Genomic DNA, 18,912 nt, shown 5'->3' with positions numbered 1-18,912 from the left:
GGGGTCCTCTCAAAACTGCCCCGATCCTTGATCGACCCGTGGTCCGGATGCAAGGGCGCTTGAATCTCCGCGCGCGATTGCGGATAGAGGCCCCATGGCCGCACCCCCCTTGCTTACCCTTTCCGACATCACGCTGACCTTCGGTGGCAACCCGCTGCTGGAGGGGGCGGAGCTGAGCGTCAATCCCGGTGATCGCATCGGCCTTGTGGGGCGCAACGGCTCTGGCAAGTCGACGCTGCTGAAGATCATGGCCGGGCAGGTCGCCCCCGACAGCGGCACGCGCTTCGTGCCCCCCGGCAAGCGCGTCGCCTATCTTGAGCAGGACCCGGATTTCACCGGTTTCGACACGCTTGGCGATTTCGTGCGCGCGGGCCTGCCCGAGGACGAAGCCTATCGCGCCGACATCGGGCTGGACGCCGTGCGTCTCGACGGGGCGATTCCCGCCGCCGCCGCCAGCGGGGGCGAGCGCCGCCGCGCCGCCCTGGCCCGGCTGTTCGCCGATGAGGCGGACGTGTGGCTGCTGGACGAGCCGACGAACCACCTGGATATCGAGATGATCCAGTGGCTTGAGACGCAGCTGCGCCAGTCCCGCGCCGCCTTCGTGCTGATCAGCCATGACCGCGCCTTCCTGCGCGCGCTGACGAAGACCACGCTCTGGGTGGATCGCGGCACCGTGCGCCGCCTGGAACAGGGCTTTGGCGCCTTCGAGAACTGGCGCGACAAGATCTACGACGAGGAAGACCAGGCCCGCCACAAGCTGGGACGCCTGATCAAGGCGGAAAGCCGCTGGGCGGTCGAGGGGATATCGGGGCGGCGCAAGCGCAACATGGGCCGTGTGCGCCGCCTGCAAGACATGCGCGCCGAGCGCGCCGCCGACATCCGCCGTGCGGGCGCTGCCAAGCTGGACCTTGGCGCCGCGCCGAAATCCGGCAAGCGCGTGATCGAGGCGGAGAATCTGACCAAGGCGTTCGACGGGCGCGTGATCGTCAACGATTTCTCGCTGCGCGTGGCGCGGGGCGAGCGGATCGCGCTGGTCGGGCCGAATGGCGCGGGCAAGACGACGCTGCTGAACCTTCTGACCGGCGCGCTGCCGCCCGATAGCGGTAAGCTGACGCTCGGCACCGGGCTGGCGGCAGTCACCTTCGATCAGACCCGTGCGCAGCTCGACCCGGACGCCAGCCTCTGGGACAGCCTGACCAAGGACGGCGACCTGGCCGTTTCCGGCAGTTCGGACCAGGTGATGGTGCGCGGCCAGCCGCGTCACGTGGTCGGCTACCTGAAGGACTTCCTGTTCTCGGACGCGCAGGCGCGCGGCCCGGTGCGCGCCTTGTCGGGCGGTGAAAAGGCCCGCCTGCTGCTGGCCCGTATCCTCGCGCGGGAAAGCAACCTGCTGATCCTCGACGAGCCGACGAACGACCTGGACGTGGAAACCTTGGACCTGCTCCAGGAGCAGATCGCAGAGTTCGACGGCACCGTGCTGCTCGTCAGCCACGACCGGGATTTCATCGACCGCGTGGCCACGACGACGCTGCTGGTGCCGGGCGATGGCTCGGTCACGGTCTATGCCGGTGGATATTCGGACATGATCGCGCAGGGCGGGCGTTTCCTCGGCCGCGACAGCGCGCAGGCAAAGCGTACGAAATCCGCCACACCGGATCCTGTGAAAGCCAAGGCTGCCCGCACCAAGCTGTCCTACGCGCAGGAGCGCCGCCTGGCCGCCCTGCCGGACGAGATCGCGCGCCTCGAGGCGGAGATCGCGAAGCTGCATGAATTCCTGGCCGACCCGGAGCTTTACGCCACGGCCCCCGCCAAGTTCGCCAAGGCGAGCGAGGCACTGGAAGAGCGCGAAACCGCCCTTGGTGCGGCCGAGGAGGAATGGCTGACCCTGGAGGAAGCGCGCGAAGCGGCTGGATAACGCGCGCGTTGGGTTTCGCTTAACCGCTGACGGGCAGGGCGAGCCCTTTCATTTCCCGGGCCGCGCGCCTTGTTCTCAAAACCTATGCGCCCCACTGCCCCGAGGCAGCGCGCCGCAGCGCGTCTTCCGCCCGATGCCCGCCCGCGGTCAGCGCGGCAAGGGCCGCCAAACGCACGGGACGGTCCGCCACAGGGTCCGCCTGCGTGGGCGTGGCGCGCAGGCTGGCGGTCACATGCGACAACCCGTGTTCCTCGGCCCCCGCGAAGATCAGCGCGAGGTACCAGTCGAAGGGCGCCAGCGCCGCGCGCAGGTCCGAGGCGATATAGGTTGTCGCCGTCACGCTGCCCGCCGCTGTCTGCACCGATATGCCCTGAACCCGGTCATAGCCTTTGCCGACCCCTTCGATCGCGTCCAACATCGCAAGCTCGGCGTCGGGCAGGGCGTAAAGGACGCCATGCGCCTCGGCCCCCGGCGCTGACCTCAGCGTCGCCTTTCCCGACCCGTCGATGAAACTGTACTTCTCGAAGGTGACGCGATGCCCGGCAAGGCGCGCCGTGCCGTGCACCCGCGCCGACGGGCACCGGGCCAGCAGGCGGTGGGTGAGCAAGTTGGAGCCATAAGCGAAGTAGAGCATTCAGTAAGGCATGGGGTATTTGCGGTGCAGGGCATCGATGTCTTCCATCACCTCCGGCGGTAGGGCAATGTCCACGCTGCCGAGCACGGTTTCAAGCTGCTCGATGCTGGTCGCGCCGATGATGGCCGAGGTCATGAAGGGCCGCGTCAGGCAAAAGGCGATGGCCATCTGCACCGGGTTCAGCCCGTATTGATGCGCCAGCGCGACATATTCGTCCGCGACCATTTCGGAATGCGGGCTCAGCCGCCCGCCAATCGGCGGATTGATCGCGCCACGGCTGCCGGCAGGGCGCGCGCCGCCGCTGTACTTGCCGCTCAGCATCCCTGCGGCCTGCGGGGAATAGGCGAGCAGGCCGACATCCTCGTGATGGGCGATCTCGGCCAGGTCGGTGTCAAAGAGCCGGCACATCAGCGAATATTCGTTCTGGATCGAGGCGATACGAGGCAGGCCGTGGGCCTCGGCCATGTTCAGGAACTGCATCGTCCCCCAGGCCGTGTCGTTTGACAGGCCGATTGCACGGATCTTGCCCGCCTTCACCAACTCGTCCAGGGTTTCCAGCGTTTCCAGGATGTTGGCCTGTTCGGTCGCGGTGTCCGCGCCGGTGGGATCGAATGTCCAGTTGCGGCGGAAGTGGTAATGCGCGCGGTTCGGCCAGTGCAGCTGGTAAAGGTCGATGTAATCGGTCTGAAGGCGGCGCAGAGAGGCGTCGACCGCAGCGCGGATCGCCGCGCCGGTGATCGGCGAGCCGTCGCGGATATGCGCCGTACGGGCGCCGGTGATCTTGGTAGCGAGGGTGACATCCGCACGGCGGCCCGACGCGGCGAACCAGGTGCCGATGTATTCCTCCGTGCGGCCCTGTGTCTCGGGCCTCATGGGGGTCGGATAACCCTCGGCGGTGTCGAAGAAGGTCACGCCGCGATCCATGGCCATGTCCATCTGGGCATGGGCCTCGGCTTCGGTGTTCTGCGAGCCCCAGGTCATGGAGCCAAGGCAGATCTGGGGAACGGTCAGGCCGGTGCGGCCGAGCGGGCGTTGAGGGATCATGTGGGCATGGTCTTTCTTCTTGGTGTGTCCTGGAAAACCTGCGGATGGGCCGAGATGGCGCGGCGCACCTGTTGCAGCTTGCGGCCGGGTAGGTCGGATCGGTTGAGTTTGAGCATCAGTGAAAGCGCCCCGGGCGGAAGGTCTGCGTTGCGCACCGGGGCGGCGGGCAGGGACGCGATCACCTCGTCCGGCAGACCGGCGACCCGCAACAGCCCAGCGCCTAGGCCGAGTGGGCTGGCCGCCTCGTCCTCCAGCGCGACCTCCGCCAGGTTTTCCGCGCCGAGCGCATGGCGCAGCGCCTCGACCGGGGCCGAAAGTGACGCGCCGGGGGGGACCTTCGCCAGAAAGGCGTCCCGGTCCAGCTTCACGCGCTCGGTCTTGACGGCCTGGTTGTACGCGCTGTCGATCCACGCGTCGAAGGTGCGGGTATAGACCACGAAGCGCACGGGATGCGGCGCGAAAGCCTCGCGCAGCAGCACCCCGATATCGGCGAGGGTTGGGAACACCTCCCAGCAGCGGTGCAGGCCCGGCAGGTGACCTGCGAGCGCCTCGTGCGAGATGACGATCGGGCGCTGATCCGGCTCAAGTCCCGCGCGCAGGTCGCGCACCGCCGCGAACAGGCCCGCGCGCGACGCGCCGGTGTCGGCATTGCGCAGCGTCGCCTTGTGAAAGGCCAGCGCCGCGCTTGCCAGCGGACGCAGCACGCCATTGCCGCGCAGAAGCAGCTGGGCATGGGGGGCAAGCTCGGAACCCGCGCCGCGCAGCCGTGCCTGAAGGGCCGTGCTAGCGGTCCTGGGTAGGCCGGGATGCAGGATCACCGGCGCATGGGTGTGGGGAGGGACATTCATCGGCGGAAATGGAGCGTATCGGGCGCGGAAATGCAAGGTGAAGCTGGCGCTGGCGTATGGAAGCAGCCGTGCTATCCTGAGATCATGACGAAGCTGAGACACCTTGGCGCCCTGGCCGCGCCGCTGTTGCTGCTCGCCTGCGCCACCCCGCAGGAGCGGTGCCTCGACTCCGCGCGGGCGAACGTGACCGGCCTGCAAACCGCGATTGCGATTGCCGAGGCCAACATCGCGCGCGGGTTCGCGCTGGATCGGCAGGTGGTGCCGCAGTCCCGGCTGACCTTCTGCACCGGCACAGGCTTTGGCGAGCGTGTGCGCGTCGGGCTGAACACCTGCCGCGAAACGCGCTACCGCACGGTCAGCACGCCCGTCCCGCTGGATATCGAGGCCGAGCAGCGCAAGCTCGAGTCCATGCGGGAACGGCTGCCCACGGCAATCGCCGAGCGGGACCGCGCGGTGGCCGCCTGCCTTGCGCAGGTGCCGGGGTGATCCGGGGGCGCCATTTGCGCAATGCGCTGGCGCCCGGCCTGCGGGCCTTGCTGATCGTGCTCAGCCTGCCGATGCTCGCCTTCGCGCAGGACAGCCGCGAAGAGATCGCCCCCCTCGGACAGGTCGGCGCGGCGCTTGCGGAGATATTCGGACCCGACGCGCCTTTCGACGTGATGGTCGTCGAATTGCCCGGCGGTACGGATTTCATGCAGTTTTCCACCGACCTCGGGCAGATCACGCTGGATTTTCCCGCTTACACCGAACGCCAGCACGCCCTTGCCCCGGTGGCGGAAGCCTTCCTCGACGCGCGGGGGCTGCGGGGACGCTGGATCGACCTTGGCGACGGGCGCACGCTGCTCGGGGAGTTCGGCGACCTGGCGGAGGCGACCGGCCACGCACTCGGCTTCGCCGAGGCGGTCTTTGACGTCGGGCCCGAGCAGACCGTGCGCTTCTTGTTGATCCGCTACTGAGCGAAACCCCGCGGCTGTGCTAAACTCCTCCAAAAGAAGGAGATCGCCCATGCCCCGGATCGTCAGCCCGACAACCGCACAGACCGTCATCACCAACTTCGAGGTCAGCCCCGGCACCGCCCAGGACCTGATGGACCACCTGATCGAGGCGTATGAGGATTTCATCCGCCACCAGCCCGGGTTCATCGGTGCGGGCCTGCACATCAACGACGCCCAGACCCGGATCGCCAACTACTCGCAATGGCGCGCGCGCGAGGACTTCCTCGCCATGCTCAGGACGAAGGAGATGCGGGAATACAACCGCGGTTTCCAGTCCCTATGCCGCAGCTTCGAGCCGGTGCTCTACGACGTGGCGCATGTGGTGAACTGAGCGCGCAACGCCCCCCCTGCGCACAGGAGGGGGCGTTTTTGACATTCCTCAACCGGCGCGCCCCGCCGCCCGGCCATGCTGCACCTGAGGGTTGCAAAAGCCCCGGCATGGAAGGAGAGGACGAATGATTTCACGCATCACCACCGTGTTCACGGCAACCCTGATCGGCATCGGGGCAGGCGGCCCGAGCCTGGCGCAAGACGCGGGGCATGACATCTTCATGCAGTACTGCTCGACCTGCCACGGAACGGACGCGAAGGGCGCGGGCCCGCTGACCGAGCTGATGACGGCCAAGCCCGCGGACCTGACGCAGCTGGCCGCGAACAACGATGGCAAGTTCCCAATGCTCGACGTCATCCACGTCATTGACGGGCGCACCGGCGTGCGCGCCCACGGCGGCCCGATGCCGACCTACGGCGCGGTCTTCAAGGCGGAGTACGGGACGGGCGACTACGGCGCGGAAATCGCGGCCCGCGGGCGGATCCTGTCGGTGGCCTATTACCTCGAGTCGATCCAGGAGTGATGCTGGCCCGCCGGGAGCGCGGCGAGGGCCGGCGCCCGTGCGCCGGGTGGGCGTAAAAGGCCGAGTTGCCGCGATTTATGCCCGCCCCCTTCAGAGGCGCGATCCTTGCCCTAACGCTGCAAATCGCCCGCCCGAGGGGGCGGACGGGCGATGGCCCGGCGGGCTGCGCCCTTGGTTCCGGGCCTTGCAATCATCACCGATGAAAATTCTGAACTTGGCTAGGGCTTTGCCAAAAGATACCGTTCCTACATGGAAAAGATCAAAGCGGCACAGGATCTCGAGAAGCGGAAACAGGCTCTTGGCGAAGAGGCCGGCAAATTATTCGGGCATATCGAAGCAGACCTTTATAACTTGAGGTCACTTTGGCGCACATATGTTTCGCTGTTTGGCACAAATTCTGAGCGTGTTGAGCTTCTTAACTCGATCTCAAGTTTGACGTCTTACCATCTGGAAAAATCGCTATACGACTCGGCTATGCTTGCCATTTGTCGGCTTACAGATCCGCCCCAAAGTCACGGAAGCGGCCCAAATGTGTCAGTGCGGCGACTGCCAGATTTGCTCAACCTTGAAGGTCATTCTGACCTGCACGCGTTAGTCGAGAAAGCGGGCACTACGTCGAAATTCGCACGCAGTTGGCGAAACAAGAAGTTGGCTCACAGCGACGACGCTGTCCGAAACGGAAAGGCAACTTTGGATCATTCGTCAAGGATACAAATGAATGTAGCCATCGAGGCCATATCAGACGTGGTTAAATGGGTTGGGCGCGAGTGTATGGATACACAGATTATGACAATGCCGATTGTGCGAAAATCAAGTGATGAGGTGGCCTTTCTCAGGGCGCTCTTTGAGGGGAAGGAGTGTTTGGAAGACCGAGAACGTCGTATGAAGGATTTGCTTAGGAAACGTGACTATTTAGGTTTAGAGAGATTGATTGATAAGGATAAGAATCCAGAATGGCTGGTTTATATGCCGCCAGATGAGTTTTACTAGAAGCCGAAAATTTTCGAATCTCTTCGATTTATTCGAAGCAAGGCTAGCTGATCCAAACGAAGACTAAGCGCCATGCATTTTGAAAGCTCCCGTACCAAGTAACGGGGCTAGGTGGCACACCTTGCCACTGCCTCCTCAAACATCCACCTCTTCCACGAATTGCGCGTTCTCTTGGATGTAGGCGAAGCGCAGCTCCGGCTTCTTGCCCATCAGGCGTTCGACCAGCCCGCTGGTTTCGCCCGGCTCAATCTCGTCCACCGTCACGCGGATCAGCTTGCGCGTTTCTGGATTCATCGTGGTTTCCTTCAGGTCCTTGGCGTCCATTTCGCCAAGACCCTTGAAGCGGGACATGTCGATCTTTCCGCGCCCGCCGAGGCCCTTGTTCAGCCAGTAATCCTTTTCCGCATCATCCATCGCATAGACGCGCTTCGGCCCCTGGGTCAGGCGGTACAGCGGCGGGCATGCCAGGTAGAGGTGCCCCGCGTCGATCATCGGGCGCATCTGGGTGAAGAAGAACGTCATCAGCAGGGCTGCGATATGCGCCCCGTCCACGTCCGCGTCGGTCATGATGATGACCTTCTCGTAGCGCAGATCCTCCACGTTGAACCTGGTGCCGAGCCCGACGCCCAGCGCCTCGCACAAGTCGCGGATTTCCTGGTTGGTGTGCAGCTTGTTGCTGGCCGCGCCGAGCACGTTCAGGATCTTGCCCTTCAGCGGCATCAGGGCCTGCGTCTCGCGGCTGCGCGCCGCCTTGCCCGAGCCGCCGGCGCTGTCGCCCTCGACCAGGAAGATTTCCGTGCCCTCGCGGGTGTTGCGCGAACAATCCACCAGCTTGCCGGGCAGGCGCTGCTTCTTGGTCGCGGTCTTGCGCTGGGTTTCCTTTTCCGCCTTGCGGCGCAGGCGTTCCTCGGCCTTGAGCACCAGGTAGTCGAGGATCGCGCCCGCGGATTTCGTATCCGCCGCGAGCCAGTTCTCGAAATGGTCGCGCACGGACTGCTCGACCAGCTTCTGCGCGGCGACGGTGGACAGGCGGTCCTTGGTCTGGCCCACGAAATCCGGTTCGCGGATGAAGACGGAGATCATCGCCGAGCCGCCCGCCTGAACGTCGTCGCGGGTGATGTTGGCCGCCTTGCGGTTGCCCGCCAACTCTCCGTAGCCCCGGATGCCCTTGAGCACCGCGGCCCAGAAGCCGGTTTCGTGGGTGCCGCCTTCGGGGGTGGGGACGGTGTTACAGTAGGAGTTGACGAAAGCGTCGCGCGCGGGGGTCCAGTTGATCGCCCATTCGACGGAACCGGGGGTGTCGGGGCCGAACTTCTCGGCGAATTTCACTTTGCCCGCGAAGGGTTTTTCGCTGTAAGTCGCGGCCCCTGCGAGCCGTTCGGACAGGTAGTCCGCCAGCCCGCCGGGGAAGTGGAAGGTGGCTTGGGTCGGCGTCTCGCCCGCGACTTCGGCGGCGCATTTCCAGCGGATTTCCACGCCGGAGAACAGGTAGGCCTTCGAGCGCGCCATCGCCAGAAGACGTTCGGGCTTCAGCCGCGCGCCCTGGCCGAAGATTTCCGCGTCCGGGTGGAAGGTGACCGTGGTGCCGCGCCGGTTGGGCGTGGGGCCCAACGCTTGCACCGGGCCCTGCGGGATGCCGCGGGAAAATTCCTGGGCGAAAAGCTCGCGGTTGCGCGCGACTTCGACGCGCACGTGATCCGACAGCGCGTTGACGACCGAGACGCCGACGCCGTGCAACCCGCCCGAGGTCTCATACGCCTTGCCAGAGAATTTGCCCCCCGCGTGCAGCGTGCACAGGATCACCTCAAGCGCGGATTTGTCCGGGAAACGGGGGTGCGGGTCGACCGGGATGCCGCGCCCGTTGTCACGCACGGTGCAGGAATAATCGCCGTGCAGCTCCACCTCGATCCGGTTGGCGTGGCCCGCGACCGCCTCGTCCATCGCGTTGTCGAGCACTTCGGCCACCAGGTGGTGCAGCGCGCGCTCGTCGGTGCCACCGATATACATGCCCGGGCGTTTGCGAACGGGTTCAAGCCCTTCGAGCACCTCGATGGATGAGGCGTCATAGCCCGACGCATCGGGGCCACCGTCGAAAAGGTCATCTGCGGACATAAGTGTGCCTGATTTTGTATGTTCTGCTCGCCATATTAGAACATCTGGGGGCAGGGCGCGCAATACAAGACGGCCCGAAGCGGTGTGATTTCGCCACTGCACGGCCCCTTTGCGGGCGGCAACGCGCCTTGCCCTCTTGGGGGAAGGGCAAGGCGCGAGGGTCTGTCGGGTGTTGCGCCCCGGCTGACCAGCCGATACCGCAAAGCGCTTTACGGTACCGCCGAAGTATCACATCATGAATAAACAATGTGTTAATGATGTGGCAACCTGTCAAACCGCCTCCGCGGGGGCGGTTGCGGGGGCCAGGCTGGTTTCGACCACGACCTTCGATTCGAGGGTCCTGTGAACCGGGCACTTGTTCGCGATCTCCATCAGGCGCGTGCGCTGCGCCTCGTCCAGCGCGCCGTCCAGGGTGATCCGCCGCGTCAGCTTGTCGATCTTGCCCGACTGGCTGGTGCAGCCGTCGCAATCGGCGGCATGGACCTTGTCGTGCGTAACTTCGACAGCGACATGCTCCAGCGGCCAGCCCTTGCGCCGGGCGTACATGCGGATCGTCATCGACGTGCAGGCGCCAAGCCCGGCGGACAGGAACTGGTAGGGCGTCATACCCGCGTCCGTCCCGCCATAGGCTTTCGGCTCATCCGCGCGGGTGTAATGGCGCGGACCGGCGACAACGTCCTGCAGGAAACCGTCCGCGTCCACCTCGGAAACCCGCACGATTCCCTCGGGCGCACCGACCGGGGCTGCGGGCTTGGCGATATCTAAGTAACGGCGGCACCACGCAGAAATGACCTCCGCCGCGTATTCCGCATCCTTGGCGCGGGTCAGCAGGTGGTCCGCATCGTCGAGCGTGACGAAACTCTTGGGGTGCTTCGCGGCCATGAAGATCTCGGCGGCGTTGTCGATGCCCACGGTCTGGTCGGTGGGGGCGTGCAAGACGAGCAGGGCCTTCTTCAGGTCCGCGATCGCCGGTTTCAGCCGGGCGGAGGAAATATCCTCCAGGAAGTCGCGCGTGATCGTGAACGGGCGGCCCGCCAGGTCCACCTTCGCAGCACCCCTGGCCTGGATCTGCTCGAGTTTGCCGCTGAAGTTATGCGCCACATGGCCCGGATCGGCGGGCGCGCCAATGGTCACGACGGCCCGCGCCGAAGGGATCTGGCCCGCCGCCTTCAGCACCGCTGCCCCGCCGAGCGAGTGCCCGATCAGCAGGTCGACGGGGTGGCCCAGCTTTCCGAGATGCTGCGCGGCCAGCACCAGGTCCTCCACGTTGGAGGTGAAATGCGTGTTCGCGAACTCCCCCCCGGAATGGCCGAGCCCGGTGAAATCGAAGCGCAGCACCGCGATCCCCATGGCCGCAAGCCGCCCCGAGATTCGCCGCGCCGCCGCGATATCCTTGCCGCAGGTGAAGCAATGCGCGAACAGCGCCGTCGCCAGGTGCCCCACGTCCGGTATGTCCAGCCGCGCCGCCAGCGTATCCCCGGCATGGCCGGTGAAGGTCAGTTTCTCGGTCCGCATCAGAAAGTGTCCCCGTGATCCACCCCCCAATGTGGCGCAGCGGGCGGCGCGGGGAAACCGCCTGTAATCCGATGTGCCATGATCGTGAGCCGGGGTGACCGTGCCGTGGGCCAGTTAGCCCCCGGTCAGTGCCCACCCATCAGCGCCGGGTCCCGGGGGTAGCGGGTGGTGTTTTCCACCCCGGTTTCGGTGATGACCACCTGGTCTTCCAGCTTGATGGAGAAGTCGCCCCCCTCGCGACTGATCAGCGCCTCGATGCACAGGCACATGCCCGGCTCGAACACCATGTCGAACGCGCCGGCGCGGAAGGCGTCCGGGTATTCCGCCATCGGGTACTCGTCGCACAGCCCGACGCCATGGGCGAAGCAGGAGTATTTCTGCTTCTGGTAGATCTGCGGCAACGGGTGCGACGCCGCCACCCAGTCCGCCATGCTCAGGCCGGGGCGAAGCAGCGCCATGTTGTGCTCGATATGCTCCCAGCCGAGGCGGTAATCCTCGATCATGTCGGCGCGCGGCGCGCCGTCACCCAGCCAGAAGGTGCGGCTGATGTCCGCGCACATGCCGTAACAGCCGACCATGTCGGTATCGAGGCCGATGATCTCGTTGTTCTGCACAACCCGAGGCCCGCATTCCTGGAACCAGGGGTTGGTGCGCGGCCCCGAGGCGAGCAGCCGCGTTTCGATCCACTCGCCCCCCCGGCGGATGTTTTCCGCGTGCAGCACGGCCCAGATGTCGTTTTCCGTCATGCCCGGCGCCATGGCCCGTTCCATCGCCCGGACCGAGGCTTCGCAGGCATGCATCGCGCAGCGCATGGCGCGGATTTCGTCGGGGCCCTTGATGACGCGGGCCTTTTCCATCGCCTCCTCGCCCAGCATGATATCGAGGCCCCGCGCCTCCAGCGCGCGCAGGCCGGCGATCTGGATCTTGTCCACGCCAAGGCGCGTGTTGCCGCCCGCATGGGTGCGCAGGAGCTCGGAGATATCGCTGGCGAAGGCGGCGGCGTCATCCTCCGTCCGGTCGCCGCTGCCGAAGTAGTACATGCCCGGACCGGGCCGCACCTCGCTCACCAGCGGGTTAAACCCGGCGAGGAAAGGGGCGCACTTGTAGTCCCACAGCACCATGTGCCCGTCGGCGCAGACCAGCGTGGCGCGGAACGGGTTATGGGCGTTCCAGAGCTGCATGTTCGTGGTGTCGGTCGCGTAGCGGATGTTGAGCGGATTGAACAGCAGCACGCCCGCCCAGTCCCGTTCTGACAGGGCACCCATGATCCGCGCCAGCCGGAAGGCGCGCATCGCCGCCAGGTCGGGGGCCTGAAGCCCGGCCTCGGCCCATTCGGCGAAGGCCAGCGGCGTCGGGCCGATTTCGACCCGGTTGTCGTCGTCGGGCGTGCCATCGGGGCGCAGGGCGGCGGGGTCGATCTTGCGCGGGTGGGGGACGTGGCGGTTCATGGGCAATACTCCTTGGGGAAGTGTCGGCCCATCGCCGCGGCGAAGATCACAGGAAACCGGCATCGCGCATGTCGTTTTTCGATATCGTCGCCGGGGATGACAGCGCCGCGGATTTGGCCCATGACTGGGGGCAACAAGGGCTCAAGGGACGCATCATGCTCAGTCTGATACGCGGCGCAGTCGCGGCCATCGCCACCGCGGGAATCGTTGCGACGCTGGCCGGCTTCCTTGGCCACGTTCATCCGCTTTTCGACACGATGGGCGCGTTCCGCGTCCAGTTGGCGATCGGCTTCGTGGCACTGTTCCTGTTCACGGTCGCCTTTTCCGCGCTGGTGGCCCGGACGCTGGCGCTGGTGGGGCTGGCGATCGCGCTGTTCGGCCTGGCGCCGGGCGTGCTGCCCGAGGATCCGGTGCTCAGCCCCGATCTGCGCGTCTACAGCCAGAACCTGCGCTACGACAATCCCATGCCCGAAGCGGTCGTCGCCCAGATCGAGGCGGAGCGCGCGGACGTGGTGCTGTTGCAGGAGGTCAGCGCCTCCAACATGGTGATTCCCCGGACCATGCGCACCCGGACCGAGGTGATCTGCGAGTTCAGCGGCATCGGCGCAATCGCCATCCTGTCGCGGTATCCGGTGATGGAGGAGCCGGTCTGCGCGCGCGGGCAGGGGGCTGCCTGGGCCCGGCTCAGAACCCCGGACGGGCCGATCACCGTGGTCAACCTTCACCTGCCGTGGCCCTGGCCCTATGGGCAGGCGGCACAGGCCGAGGTGGTGGCGGAGCTGCTACGCGGCCTGCCCGAACCGATCCTGATCGGCGGGGATTTCAACATCCCGGCCTGGGCGCATTCGGTCGACCGGATCCTGGAAGCGACGGGCACCCGCGCCGTGGGCGGGCTGCGCCTGACCTTCCAGCGCCCCAGCTTCTGGCCCGGCCTGCCGCTGGACCACGTCTTGGTGTCCGAAGACCTTCAGGCCCAGACGGATATGCTGCCAAGGAACGGCTCCGACCACCACGCGCTGATCACCAACCTGCGTTTCCGCTGAGCGTCGGACTTGATCCGGATCAAGGCGACTGGTTTGCTGATCGCCAAGGATGAAGATCACTCCAAGCAAGGGAACCTGTCCATGCGAACCACCGAAGAACGCCGCGCGCAACTTGAGAAGATGGCAGCCGAAATCCAGGCACGGCTGCGCGGTATCGAGGACACCCTTGAGGAGGAACCCCCGAAGGACGTCGAGGACCGCGCCTCCGAGCGGGAGGACGACGAGGTTCTGGAACGCCTCGGCCTCAACGGCAAGCATGAGCTGGAGATGATCCGCGCCGCCCTTCGACGGATCGAGGACGGCACCTACGGCGAATGCGCCAAATGCGGCGAGCAGATTTCCGAAGAGCGCCTGGACCTGCTGCCCTTCACGCCGTTCTGCCGCGCCTGCGCGGTCTGAGCCATGGCCTTCGAGACGCTGAAAGCATCGGTCTATTCCCTGCTGGACGAGATTTCCAAGCAGCCAGAGGACCTGCACGTCCTGCAAGAGCGCCTGCGCGAGGATCTTGCCGCGCTGCGCGCCATGGGCCAGCCGCTGCCCCAGGATATCCTCGACCTGGAAACCTGGCTCGAGGATAGCCTGGCCGCCGAGCGCAACGGCGCGCGAAAGCCACCGCTTCCCAGGCGCGGCTGAGCCGCGGCGCGTTGCCCAAGAACGGCACCGCGCCCTCTCCGCCTATACTTTTCCGATGGCTGCGTGCAGGCTCGGCCCATGACCGAGCAAGTGACGATCTGGACCTTCGATTGGGTCCCCGACGGCCCGCGCGGCTTCGTGCGCGACCTGCGGCTGAGATGGCTCTGCGAAGAAGCCGGGATTCCCTACATCGTTCGAACCGTGCCCATCGGGGAGAGCGGGCCGGACCACCTGGCCCGACAGCCCTTCGGCCAGGTTCCGTTCCTCAACGATGGCGGCCTGGAGCTGTTCGAAAGCGGCGCCTGCATCCTGCACCTTGCCGAAAAGAGCGCGGCGGTGATGCCGCGCGACGTGCAGGGGCGGGCGGAAACCCTGCAATGGGTCATTGCCGCGCTGAACTCGATCGAGATGGTCTCCGTCCCGTGGTGGTTCCTCGAAATGACGGGTGCGAAGGAAAACCACCTGACCGCTTGGCTGGAAAGCCGCCTTGCGCATATGGAGCGTATCCTGGGCGAGCGCGAATGGCTTGCCGCGGGCCGCTTCACCGTTGCGGACCTGTTGATGGCGGATGTGCTGCGCGTGTCGAAACTGCGCGCCTTTGGTGATCGGCCCATGGCCGAAGCCTACGTGAAACGGATCACGGATCGACCGGCGTTCCAGAAGGCCCATGCCGACCAGATCGCCCATTTCGAGGCCGCAGACGTGGCACGGCGCCAGGCCGGGACCTGAACGGAAAAAGGGCCCCGCTCGGGGGCCCTTCCTGTCTTTCGCGTGATCCGGGTCGGGATCAGCAGCTGTAGTACATCGCGAACTCGACCGGGTGGGGCGTGTGCTCGAAGTTGTAGACTTCTTCCCACTTCAGCTCGGAGTAGCCCTCGATCTGGCTCTTGGTGAACACGTCGCCTGCCAGCAGGTACTCGTGATCGTCCTCAAGCGACTGCAGCGCTTCGCGCAGGCTGCCGCAGACGGTCGGAATACCGGCCAGTTCCTCGGGCGGCAGGTCGTACAGGTCCTTGTCCGCCGCATCGCCGGGGTGGATCTTGTTCTTGATACCGTCGAGCCCCGCCAGAAGAAGGGCGGAAAACGCCAGGTAGGGGTTCGCAGCCGGATCGGGGAAACGGGTTTCCACGCGCTTGGCCTTCGGGCTGTCGGTCCAGGGGATCCGGATCGAGGCGGACCGGTTGGAAGCCGAGTAAGCCAGCAGGACCGGCGCTTCGAAGCCCGGGATCAGCCGCTTGTAGGAGTTGGTCGCCGGGTTGGTGAAGGCGTTCAGCGATTTCGCATGCTTCAGGATGCCGCCGATGTACCACAACGCCTCGTCCGACAGATCTGCGTACTTGTCGCCCGCGAACAGCGGCCTGCCGTCCTTCCAGATCGACTGGTTCACATGCATGCCGGTGCCGTTGTCGCCCGAGATCGGCTTCGGCATGAAGGTCGCCGACTTGCCGTAGGCATTGGCCACCTGGTGGATGATGTACTTGTACTTCTGAAGCTCGTCCGCCTGTTTGGTCAGCGTGCCGAAGATCAGCCCAAGCTCATGCTGGCAGGACGCCACTTCGTGGTGGTGCTTGTCGACCTTCATGCCGATGCGCTTCATCGTCGACAGCATTTCCGAACGCAGGTCCTGCGCGTGATCAACGGGGGGCACGGGGAAATAGCCGCCCTTTACGCCCGGACGATGGCCGAGGTTGCCCATCTCGTACTCGGTGCCGGTGTTCCAGGCCGCGTCATGCGCATCGACCGAGTAGGACACCTCGTCCATGCCGACCTTGTAGCGCACGTCGTCAAAGACGAAGAACTCCGCCTCGGGTCCCCAGAAGGAGGTGTCGCCGATGCCCGAGGACTTCAGGTAAGCCTCTGCCTTCTTCGCGGTCATGCGCGGGTCGCGGTCATAGGCTTCGTTGGTATCCGGCTCCAGCACGTCGCAGTGAATGCACAGCGTCTTTTCCGCGTAGAACGGGTCCATGTAGATCGAGGAGGGATCCGGCATCAGCTTCATGTCGGACTTGTCGATGGACTTCCAGCCAGCGATCGAGGAGCCGTCGAACATGAAGCCGTCCGACAGGAAATCCTCATCGACGGTATCGACGATGGCCGTCACATGCTGCAGCTTGCCGCGCGGGTCGGTGAAGCGAAGGTCGAGGTACTCGACCTCTTCATCCTTCAGCGTTTTCATGACGTTGGAGATGTCACTCATGATGTGTTTCCTGGTTGATTGAATGTCTGTGAGAAGTGAGCGAGGGGCAGGATCAGAGCGCTTCCACGCCGTCTTCGCCGGTGCGGATGCGGATGGCCTGGCTGATGTCGGACACGAAGATCTTGCCGTCGCCGATCTTGCCCGTCTTGGCGGCGCTGATGATCGCCTCGACGGCGGAATCGAGCAGGCTGTCGTCGATCACCACTTCGATCTTCACCTTCGGCAGGAAATCCACGACGTATTCCGCGCCGCGATAAAGCTCCGTGTGGCCCTTCTGGCGACCGAACCCCTTGGCCTCGATCACGCTGAGGCCCTGGATGCCGATATCCTGCAGCGCTTCCTTCACTTCGTCGAGTTTGAACGGCTTGATGACCGCTTCGATCTTTTTCATCGCAAGATGCTCCCATTCGCTCCCGTGCTCAGTCCGCGCGGGCAATGCCAAGGGGCAGAAAGCACCTCGCCTGACGGTTTTCAAATCGGTAGGGTTCGGGGGGCAGGGGGCAGGTTTCGGAATTCCGGGTATTGCCCGATATATGTGCAGAATGGCTATTTATTGGGCAGGGTGAGAAGGCAAACATGACCGAACTGCTGACCGCGGCCCGGATGCGGGCCATCGAACAGGCCGCGATCGACAGCGGCGCCGTGACCGGGCTGGAGCTGATGGAGCGCGCAGGGCAGGGCGTCGTCGACGCGATGCTGGAATGGCGCCCCGCGCTTGCGATCACCGCCCACCGCGCGGTCGTGCTCTGCGGCCCCGGCAACAACGGCGGCGACGGCTTCGTCATCGCGCGGTTGTTGAAGCAACGCGGATGGGTGGTGGAGGTCTTCTTGTATGGCGACGAGTCGCACCTGCCGCCGGACGCCGCCACGAACTGCCGACGCTGGCAGCAGGCCGGCACGATCGCCGCGCTTTCGGTTGAGGCACTTCTCCAAAGCGACGCGAACCGGCGGGGCGAGGAGTTCTGCGTCATCGACGCGATGTTCGGAACAGGGCTGACACGCCCGCTCGGATCCGACCTGTGCGATATCCTGTCCTGCGCCGTCGCCACCGATAGCTTCGCCCGTGCCCCGATGATCTGCGTGGACCTGCCCAGCGGCCTCTGCGCGGACAGCGGCCGCGGCCTCTGGGCCCGCCAGCCGCCGCTGCCCTGCGACGCCCTCACGGTGACCTTCCACGCCCCGAAACTCGGCCATTTCCTGGCCGAAGGGCCGAACCGGTGCCGCCACCTCACCTGCAAGGACATCGGCCTTACCCCCGGCCCGCAAAGCGCGGCAACGCTGCTGACAGGCGGGCCTTTCATCGCCAGCGCGCTCACGAAGCACCGGGGGCCCGACGCCCATAAATACGCGCATGGTCACGCCCTGGTCATGTCGGGCCCGCCGGGCAAGGGCGGCGCCGCCCGCCTCGCCGCGCGCGGCGCGCTGCGCATCGGGGCAGGCCTCGTCACGGTCTCGCCCCCGCCCGAGGGGCTGGCCGAACACGCCGCCCAGTTGACCGCGATCATGCTGGAGCCCGTCGCCGACGCCGATACCCTCGAGGGCGTCCTGCAGGATACACGCCTTAACGCGCTCTGCCTCGGCCCTGGCCTCGGGCGAGGTGAACGCACTCGCGCGCTCGTGCGTAGCGCGCTTGGAGCAAAGCGCGCCACCGTGTTGGATGCGGATGCGCTGACCAGCTTCTCAGGCAATCCGCCCGCCCTTTTCGAGCGCTTGCACGAAAACTGCGTGCTCACCCCACATGGTGGCGAATTCGCGCGCCTGTTTCCGGACATCGCTAAGAAGCTCTCGGCCTCCGCGACCAGCGGCCCGGCCTTTTCGAAAGCCGATGCCACGCGGGATGCGGCGAAACGCGCCGGCTGCACGATCCTCTTCAAGGGCCCCGACACCGTCATCGCCGACCAGGCCGGGCAGGCCGCCATCAACGCCGCCCACTACGAACGCGCCGCTCCCTGGCTCGCCACCGCCGGCTCCGGCGACGTGCTCGCCGGTTTCATCACTGGCCTGCTCGCCCGCGGCATCGCCCCCCGCGCCGCCGCCGAAACAGCCGCCTGGCTCCACGTGGAGGCAGCGCGCCACTTCGGCCCCGGCCTGATTGCCGAGGATCTGCCCGAACAGCTCCCCGCCGTTCTCCGCGCGCTAAAAACATGAGCGCACCCCTCCACTTTACTCCCAAAATACTCCCGCCGGAGGCTCCCGCGCGCGGACAAGGGCGCGAAGGACATTTTTCTCTCGCGCCCCCCGGATCACTTTGCTAGAAGGGCGCCGATTTCCGGTCTGCCCGCGCGGCGGAGCAACGGGTTCGTGTGCGGGTGTGGTGAAATTGGCAGACACGCCAGATTTAGGTTCTGGTGCCGCAAGGCGTGGGGGTTCAAGTCCCTCCACCCGCACCAAGTTGATTTCCCTCGGTTTTTTTCTTCTTAGTGGTTCTCTTTCCTGATCGTCGACCCTCCTTCTTTCGCGAGCTAGTCACTTTGTTAGTCACTTTTGGCTTTTTCCCGTAGTTTTTGGGCAGCTTTCGAAAGCCGTTTCCGCTCCGCTTGACCACGGTATTTCTTCGTTATTTCCGGGGTCAATGAGCTACTCCCCATCCGTTGGACAGGATCTGGCGTAAATTAAGCTACTCGTTGCACCTGCTGATCGGGTTGGTTGATATCATTTCTCTGCCAATAGACCACGGCTGGCGG

General features: G+C 65.4%; 19 protein-coding genes and 1 tRNA gene. 12 read left to right on the top strand and 8 right to left on the bottom strand.

Features of this window, described 5'->3' with window-relative positions:
* Window positions 1-94 precede the first annotated feature (94 nt).
* Window positions 95-1,915 (top strand): ABC-F family ATP-binding cassette domain-containing protein, encoded by a 1,821-nt coding sequence (locus DJ029_RS11260; protein ID WP_112322576.1) that lies wholly within the window; start codon window positions 95-97, stop codon window positions 1,913-1,915.
* 82 nt (window positions 1,916-1,997) lie between these two features.
* Here the strand turns inward: DJ029_RS11260 and DJ029_RS11255 are convergent, their stop codons facing one another.
* From DJ029_RS11255 to DJ029_RS11245, 3 genes are read right to left on the bottom strand one after another with little or no spacing between them, the layout of a single operon-like run.
* Window positions 1,998-2,549, bottom strand: coding sequence for a gamma-glutamylcyclotransferase family protein (locus DJ029_RS11255; RefSeq protein WP_112322575.1), 552 nt, complete (start codon window positions 2,547-2,549; stop codon window positions 1,998-2,000).
* Window positions 2,550-3,593 carry an aldo/keto reductase gene (locus DJ029_RS11250; protein WP_308860944.1) on the bottom strand — a complete coding sequence of 348 codons (1,044 nt, stop codon included), beginning with the start codon at window positions 3,591-3,593 and terminating at the stop codon, window positions 2,550-2,552.
* Entirely contained in the window at window positions 3,590-4,441 is an 852-nt protein-coding gene (locus tag DJ029_RS11245; RefSeq protein WP_157966348.1) for a hypothetical protein, read from the bottom strand. The genes DJ029_RS11250 and DJ029_RS11245 overlap by 4 nt, the downstream gene beginning before the upstream one ends.
* 84 nt (window positions 4,442-4,525) lie before the next feature.
* Here DJ029_RS11245 and DJ029_RS11240 point away from each other — a divergent pair, with 84 nt between their 5' ends.
* The 5 genes from DJ029_RS11240 to DJ029_RS21745 all read left to right on the top strand — a co-directional run bounded on the left by DJ029_RS11240 (window position 4,526) and on the right by DJ029_RS21745 (window position 7,280).
* The gene (locus DJ029_RS11240) at window positions 4,526-4,927 is read left to right on the top strand and encodes a hypothetical protein (protein ID WP_112322573.1); all 402 of its coding nucleotides are present in this window, start codon (window positions 4,526-4,528) and stop codon (window positions 4,925-4,927) included.
* Window positions 4,928-4,941: 14 nt separating this feature from the next.
* On the top strand, window positions 4,942-5,397 hold the full coding sequence (locus DJ029_RS11235) for a hypothetical protein (RefSeq protein ID WP_157966347.1): 456 nt from the start codon (window positions 4,942-4,944) through the stop codon (window positions 5,395-5,397).
* A 49-nt stretch (window positions 5,398-5,446) separates the two neighbouring features.
* Window positions 5,447-5,767: an antibiotic biosynthesis monooxygenase family protein gene (locus DJ029_RS11230; protein ID WP_112322571.1), complete on the top strand. Its 321-nt coding sequence runs from the start codon at window positions 5,447-5,449 to the stop codon at window positions 5,765-5,767.
* 124 nt (window positions 5,768-5,891) lie between these two features.
* Window positions 5,892-6,290, top strand: coding sequence for a c-type cytochrome (locus DJ029_RS11225; RefSeq protein WP_232823052.1), 399 nt, complete (start codon window positions 5,892-5,894; stop codon window positions 6,288-6,290).
* A 249-nt stretch (window positions 6,291-6,539) separates the two neighbouring features.
* Entirely contained in the window at window positions 6,540-7,280 is a 741-nt protein-coding gene (locus tag DJ029_RS21745) for an AbiU2 domain-containing protein (RefSeq protein ID WP_157966346.1), read from the top strand.
* A gap of 135 nt (window positions 7,281-7,415) precedes the next feature.
* Here the strand turns inward: DJ029_RS21745 and parE are convergent, their stop codons facing one another.
* The 3 genes from parE to dddP all read right to left on the bottom strand — a co-directional run bounded on the left by parE (window position 7,416) and on the right by dddP (window position 12,355).
* Window positions 7,416-9,392, bottom strand: a complete 1,977-nt coding sequence (gene parE / locus DJ029_RS11215; RefSeq protein WP_112322569.1) for a DNA topoisomerase IV subunit B — start codon at window positions 9,390-9,392, stop codon at window positions 7,416-7,418.
* A 270-nt stretch (window positions 9,393-9,662) separates the two neighbouring features.
* Window positions 9,663-10,907: a bifunctional alpha/beta hydrolase/OsmC family protein gene (locus DJ029_RS11210; RefSeq protein ID WP_112322568.1), complete on the bottom strand. Its 1,245-nt coding sequence runs from the start codon at window positions 10,905-10,907 to the stop codon at window positions 9,663-9,665.
* 125 nt (window positions 10,908-11,032) lie between these two features.
* On the bottom strand, window positions 11,033-12,355 hold the full coding sequence (dddP, locus tag DJ029_RS11205) for a dimethylsulfonioproprionate lyase DddP (protein ID WP_112322567.1): 1,323 nt from the start codon (window positions 12,353-12,355) through the stop codon (window positions 11,033-11,035).
* Between the two features lie 155 nt (window positions 12,356-12,510).
* On the opposite strand from dddP, the gene DJ029_RS11200 reads away from it, so the two are divergent.
* From DJ029_RS11200 to DJ029_RS11185, 4 genes are all read left to right on the top strand, one after another.
* Window positions 12,511-13,398, top strand: a complete 888-nt coding sequence (locus DJ029_RS11200; protein ID WP_198671128.1) for an endonuclease/exonuclease/phosphatase family protein — start codon at window positions 12,511-12,513, stop codon at window positions 13,396-13,398.
* 81 nt (window positions 13,399-13,479) lie between these two features.
* Window positions 13,480-13,797 carry a TraR/DksA family transcriptional regulator gene (locus DJ029_RS11195; RefSeq protein ID WP_112322964.1) on the top strand — a complete coding sequence of 106 codons (318 nt, stop codon included), beginning with the start codon at window positions 13,480-13,482 and terminating at the stop codon, window positions 13,795-13,797.
* Between the two features lie 3 nt (window positions 13,798-13,800).
* Window positions 13,801-14,031: a hypothetical protein gene (locus DJ029_RS11190; RefSeq protein ID WP_112322565.1), complete on the top strand. Its 231-nt coding sequence runs from the start codon at window positions 13,801-13,803 to the stop codon at window positions 14,029-14,031.
* 78 nt (window positions 14,032-14,109) lie between these two features.
* Window positions 14,110-14,760, top strand: a complete 651-nt coding sequence (locus DJ029_RS11185) for a glutathione S-transferase family protein (protein ID WP_112322564.1) — start codon at window positions 14,110-14,112, stop codon at window positions 14,758-14,760.
* A 58-nt stretch (window positions 14,761-14,818) separates the two neighbouring features.
* On the opposite strand, the gene glnA is transcribed toward DJ029_RS11185, so the two are convergent.
* Both glnA and DJ029_RS11175 read right to left on the bottom strand, forming a co-directional pair.
* Entirely contained in the window at window positions 14,819-16,228 is a 1,410-nt protein-coding gene (gene glnA / locus DJ029_RS11180) for a type I glutamate--ammonia ligase (protein WP_112322563.1), read from the bottom strand.
* 52 nt (window positions 16,229-16,280) lie between these two features.
* The gene (locus tag DJ029_RS11175) at window positions 16,281-16,619 is read right to left on the bottom strand and encodes a P-II family nitrogen regulator (protein ID WP_112322562.1); all 339 of its coding nucleotides are present in this window, start codon (window positions 16,617-16,619) and stop codon (window positions 16,281-16,283) included.
* Window positions 16,620-16,804: 185 nt separating this feature from the next.
* Here DJ029_RS11175 and DJ029_RS11170 point away from each other — a divergent pair, with 185 nt between their 5' ends.
* Complete coding sequence (locus DJ029_RS11170) at window positions 16,805-18,376, top strand: NAD(P)H-hydrate dehydratase (RefSeq protein WP_112322561.1); 1,572 nt, start codon at window positions 16,805-16,807, stop codon at window positions 18,374-18,376.
* Between the two features lie 157 nt (window positions 18,377-18,533).
* Window positions 18,534-18,618, top strand: a tRNA-Leu gene (locus tag DJ029_RS11165).
* Window positions 18,619-18,912: the final 294 nt, after the last annotated feature.

It is taken from the genome of Oceanibium sediminis (assembly GCF_003265325.1).
Classification (GTDB): Bacteria; Pseudomonadota; Alphaproteobacteria; order Rhodobacterales; family Rhodobacteraceae; genus Halovulum; species Halovulum sediminis.
The sequence above is the reverse complement of the archived record's forward strand: the minus strand, read 5'-3'. Positions and strand labels throughout refer to the sequence as shown.

Excerpts from the sequence above, each read along its gene's own strand:
- DJ029_RS11260 (WP_112322576.1), top strand. The coding sequence starts at position 95 with ATGGCCGCACCCCCCTTGCTTACCCTTTCCGACATCACGCTGACCTTC.
- DJ029_RS11255 (WP_112322575.1), bottom strand. The coding sequence starts at position 2,549 with ATGCTCTACTTCGCTTATGGCTCCAACTTGCTCACCCACCGCCTGCTG.
- DJ029_RS11250 (WP_308860944.1), bottom strand. The coding sequence starts at position 3,593 with ATGATCCCTCAACGCCCGCTCGGCCGCACCGGCCTGACCGTTCCCCAG.
- DJ029_RS11245 (WP_157966348.1), bottom strand. The coding sequence starts at position 4,441 with ATGAATGTCCCTCCCCACACCCATGCGCCGGTGATCCTGCATCCCGGC.
- DJ029_RS11240 (WP_112322573.1), top strand. The coding sequence starts at position 4,526 with ATGACGAAGCTGAGACACCTTGGCGCCCTGGCCGCGCCGCTGTTGCTG.
- DJ029_RS11230 (WP_112322571.1), top strand. The coding sequence starts at position 5,447 with ATGCCCCGGATCGTCAGCCCGACAACCGCACAGACCGTCATCACCAAC.
- DJ029_RS11225 (WP_232823052.1), top strand. The coding sequence starts at position 5,892 with ATGATTTCACGCATCACCACCGTGTTCACGGCAACCCTGATCGGCATC.
- DJ029_RS21745 (WP_157966346.1), top strand. The coding sequence starts at position 6,540 with ATGGAAAAGATCAAAGCGGCACAGGATCTCGAGAAGCGGAAACAGGCT.
- parE (WP_112322569.1), bottom strand. The coding sequence starts at position 9,392 with ATGTCCGCAGATGACCTTTTCGACGGTGGCCCCGATGCGTCGGGCTAT.
- DJ029_RS11210 (WP_112322568.1), bottom strand. The coding sequence starts at position 10,907 with ATGCGGACCGAGAAACTGACCTTCACCGGCCATGCCGGGGATACGCTG.
- dddP (WP_112322567.1), bottom strand. The coding sequence starts at position 12,355 with ATGAACCGCCACGTCCCCCACCCGCGCAAGATCGACCCCGCCGCCCTG.
- DJ029_RS11200 (WP_198671128.1), top strand. The coding sequence starts at position 12,511 with ATGCTCAGTCTGATACGCGGCGCAGTCGCGGCCATCGCCACCGCGGGA.
- DJ029_RS11195 (WP_112322964.1), top strand. The coding sequence starts at position 13,480 with ATGCGAACCACCGAAGAACGCCGCGCGCAACTTGAGAAGATGGCAGCC.
- DJ029_RS11190 (WP_112322565.1), top strand. The coding sequence starts at position 13,801 with ATGGCCTTCGAGACGCTGAAAGCATCGGTCTATTCCCTGCTGGACGAG.
- DJ029_RS11185 (WP_112322564.1), top strand. The coding sequence starts at position 14,110 with ATGACCGAGCAAGTGACGATCTGGACCTTCGATTGGGTCCCCGACGGC.
- glnA (WP_112322563.1), bottom strand. The coding sequence starts at position 16,228 with ATGAGTGACATCTCCAACGTCATGAAAACGCTGAAGGATGAAGAGGTC.
- DJ029_RS11175 (WP_112322562.1), bottom strand. The coding sequence starts at position 16,619 with ATGAAAAAGATCGAAGCGGTCATCAAGCCGTTCAAACTCGACGAAGTG.
- DJ029_RS11170 (WP_112322561.1), top strand. The coding sequence starts at position 16,805 with ATGACCGAACTGCTGACCGCGGCCCGGATGCGGGCCATCGAACAGGCC.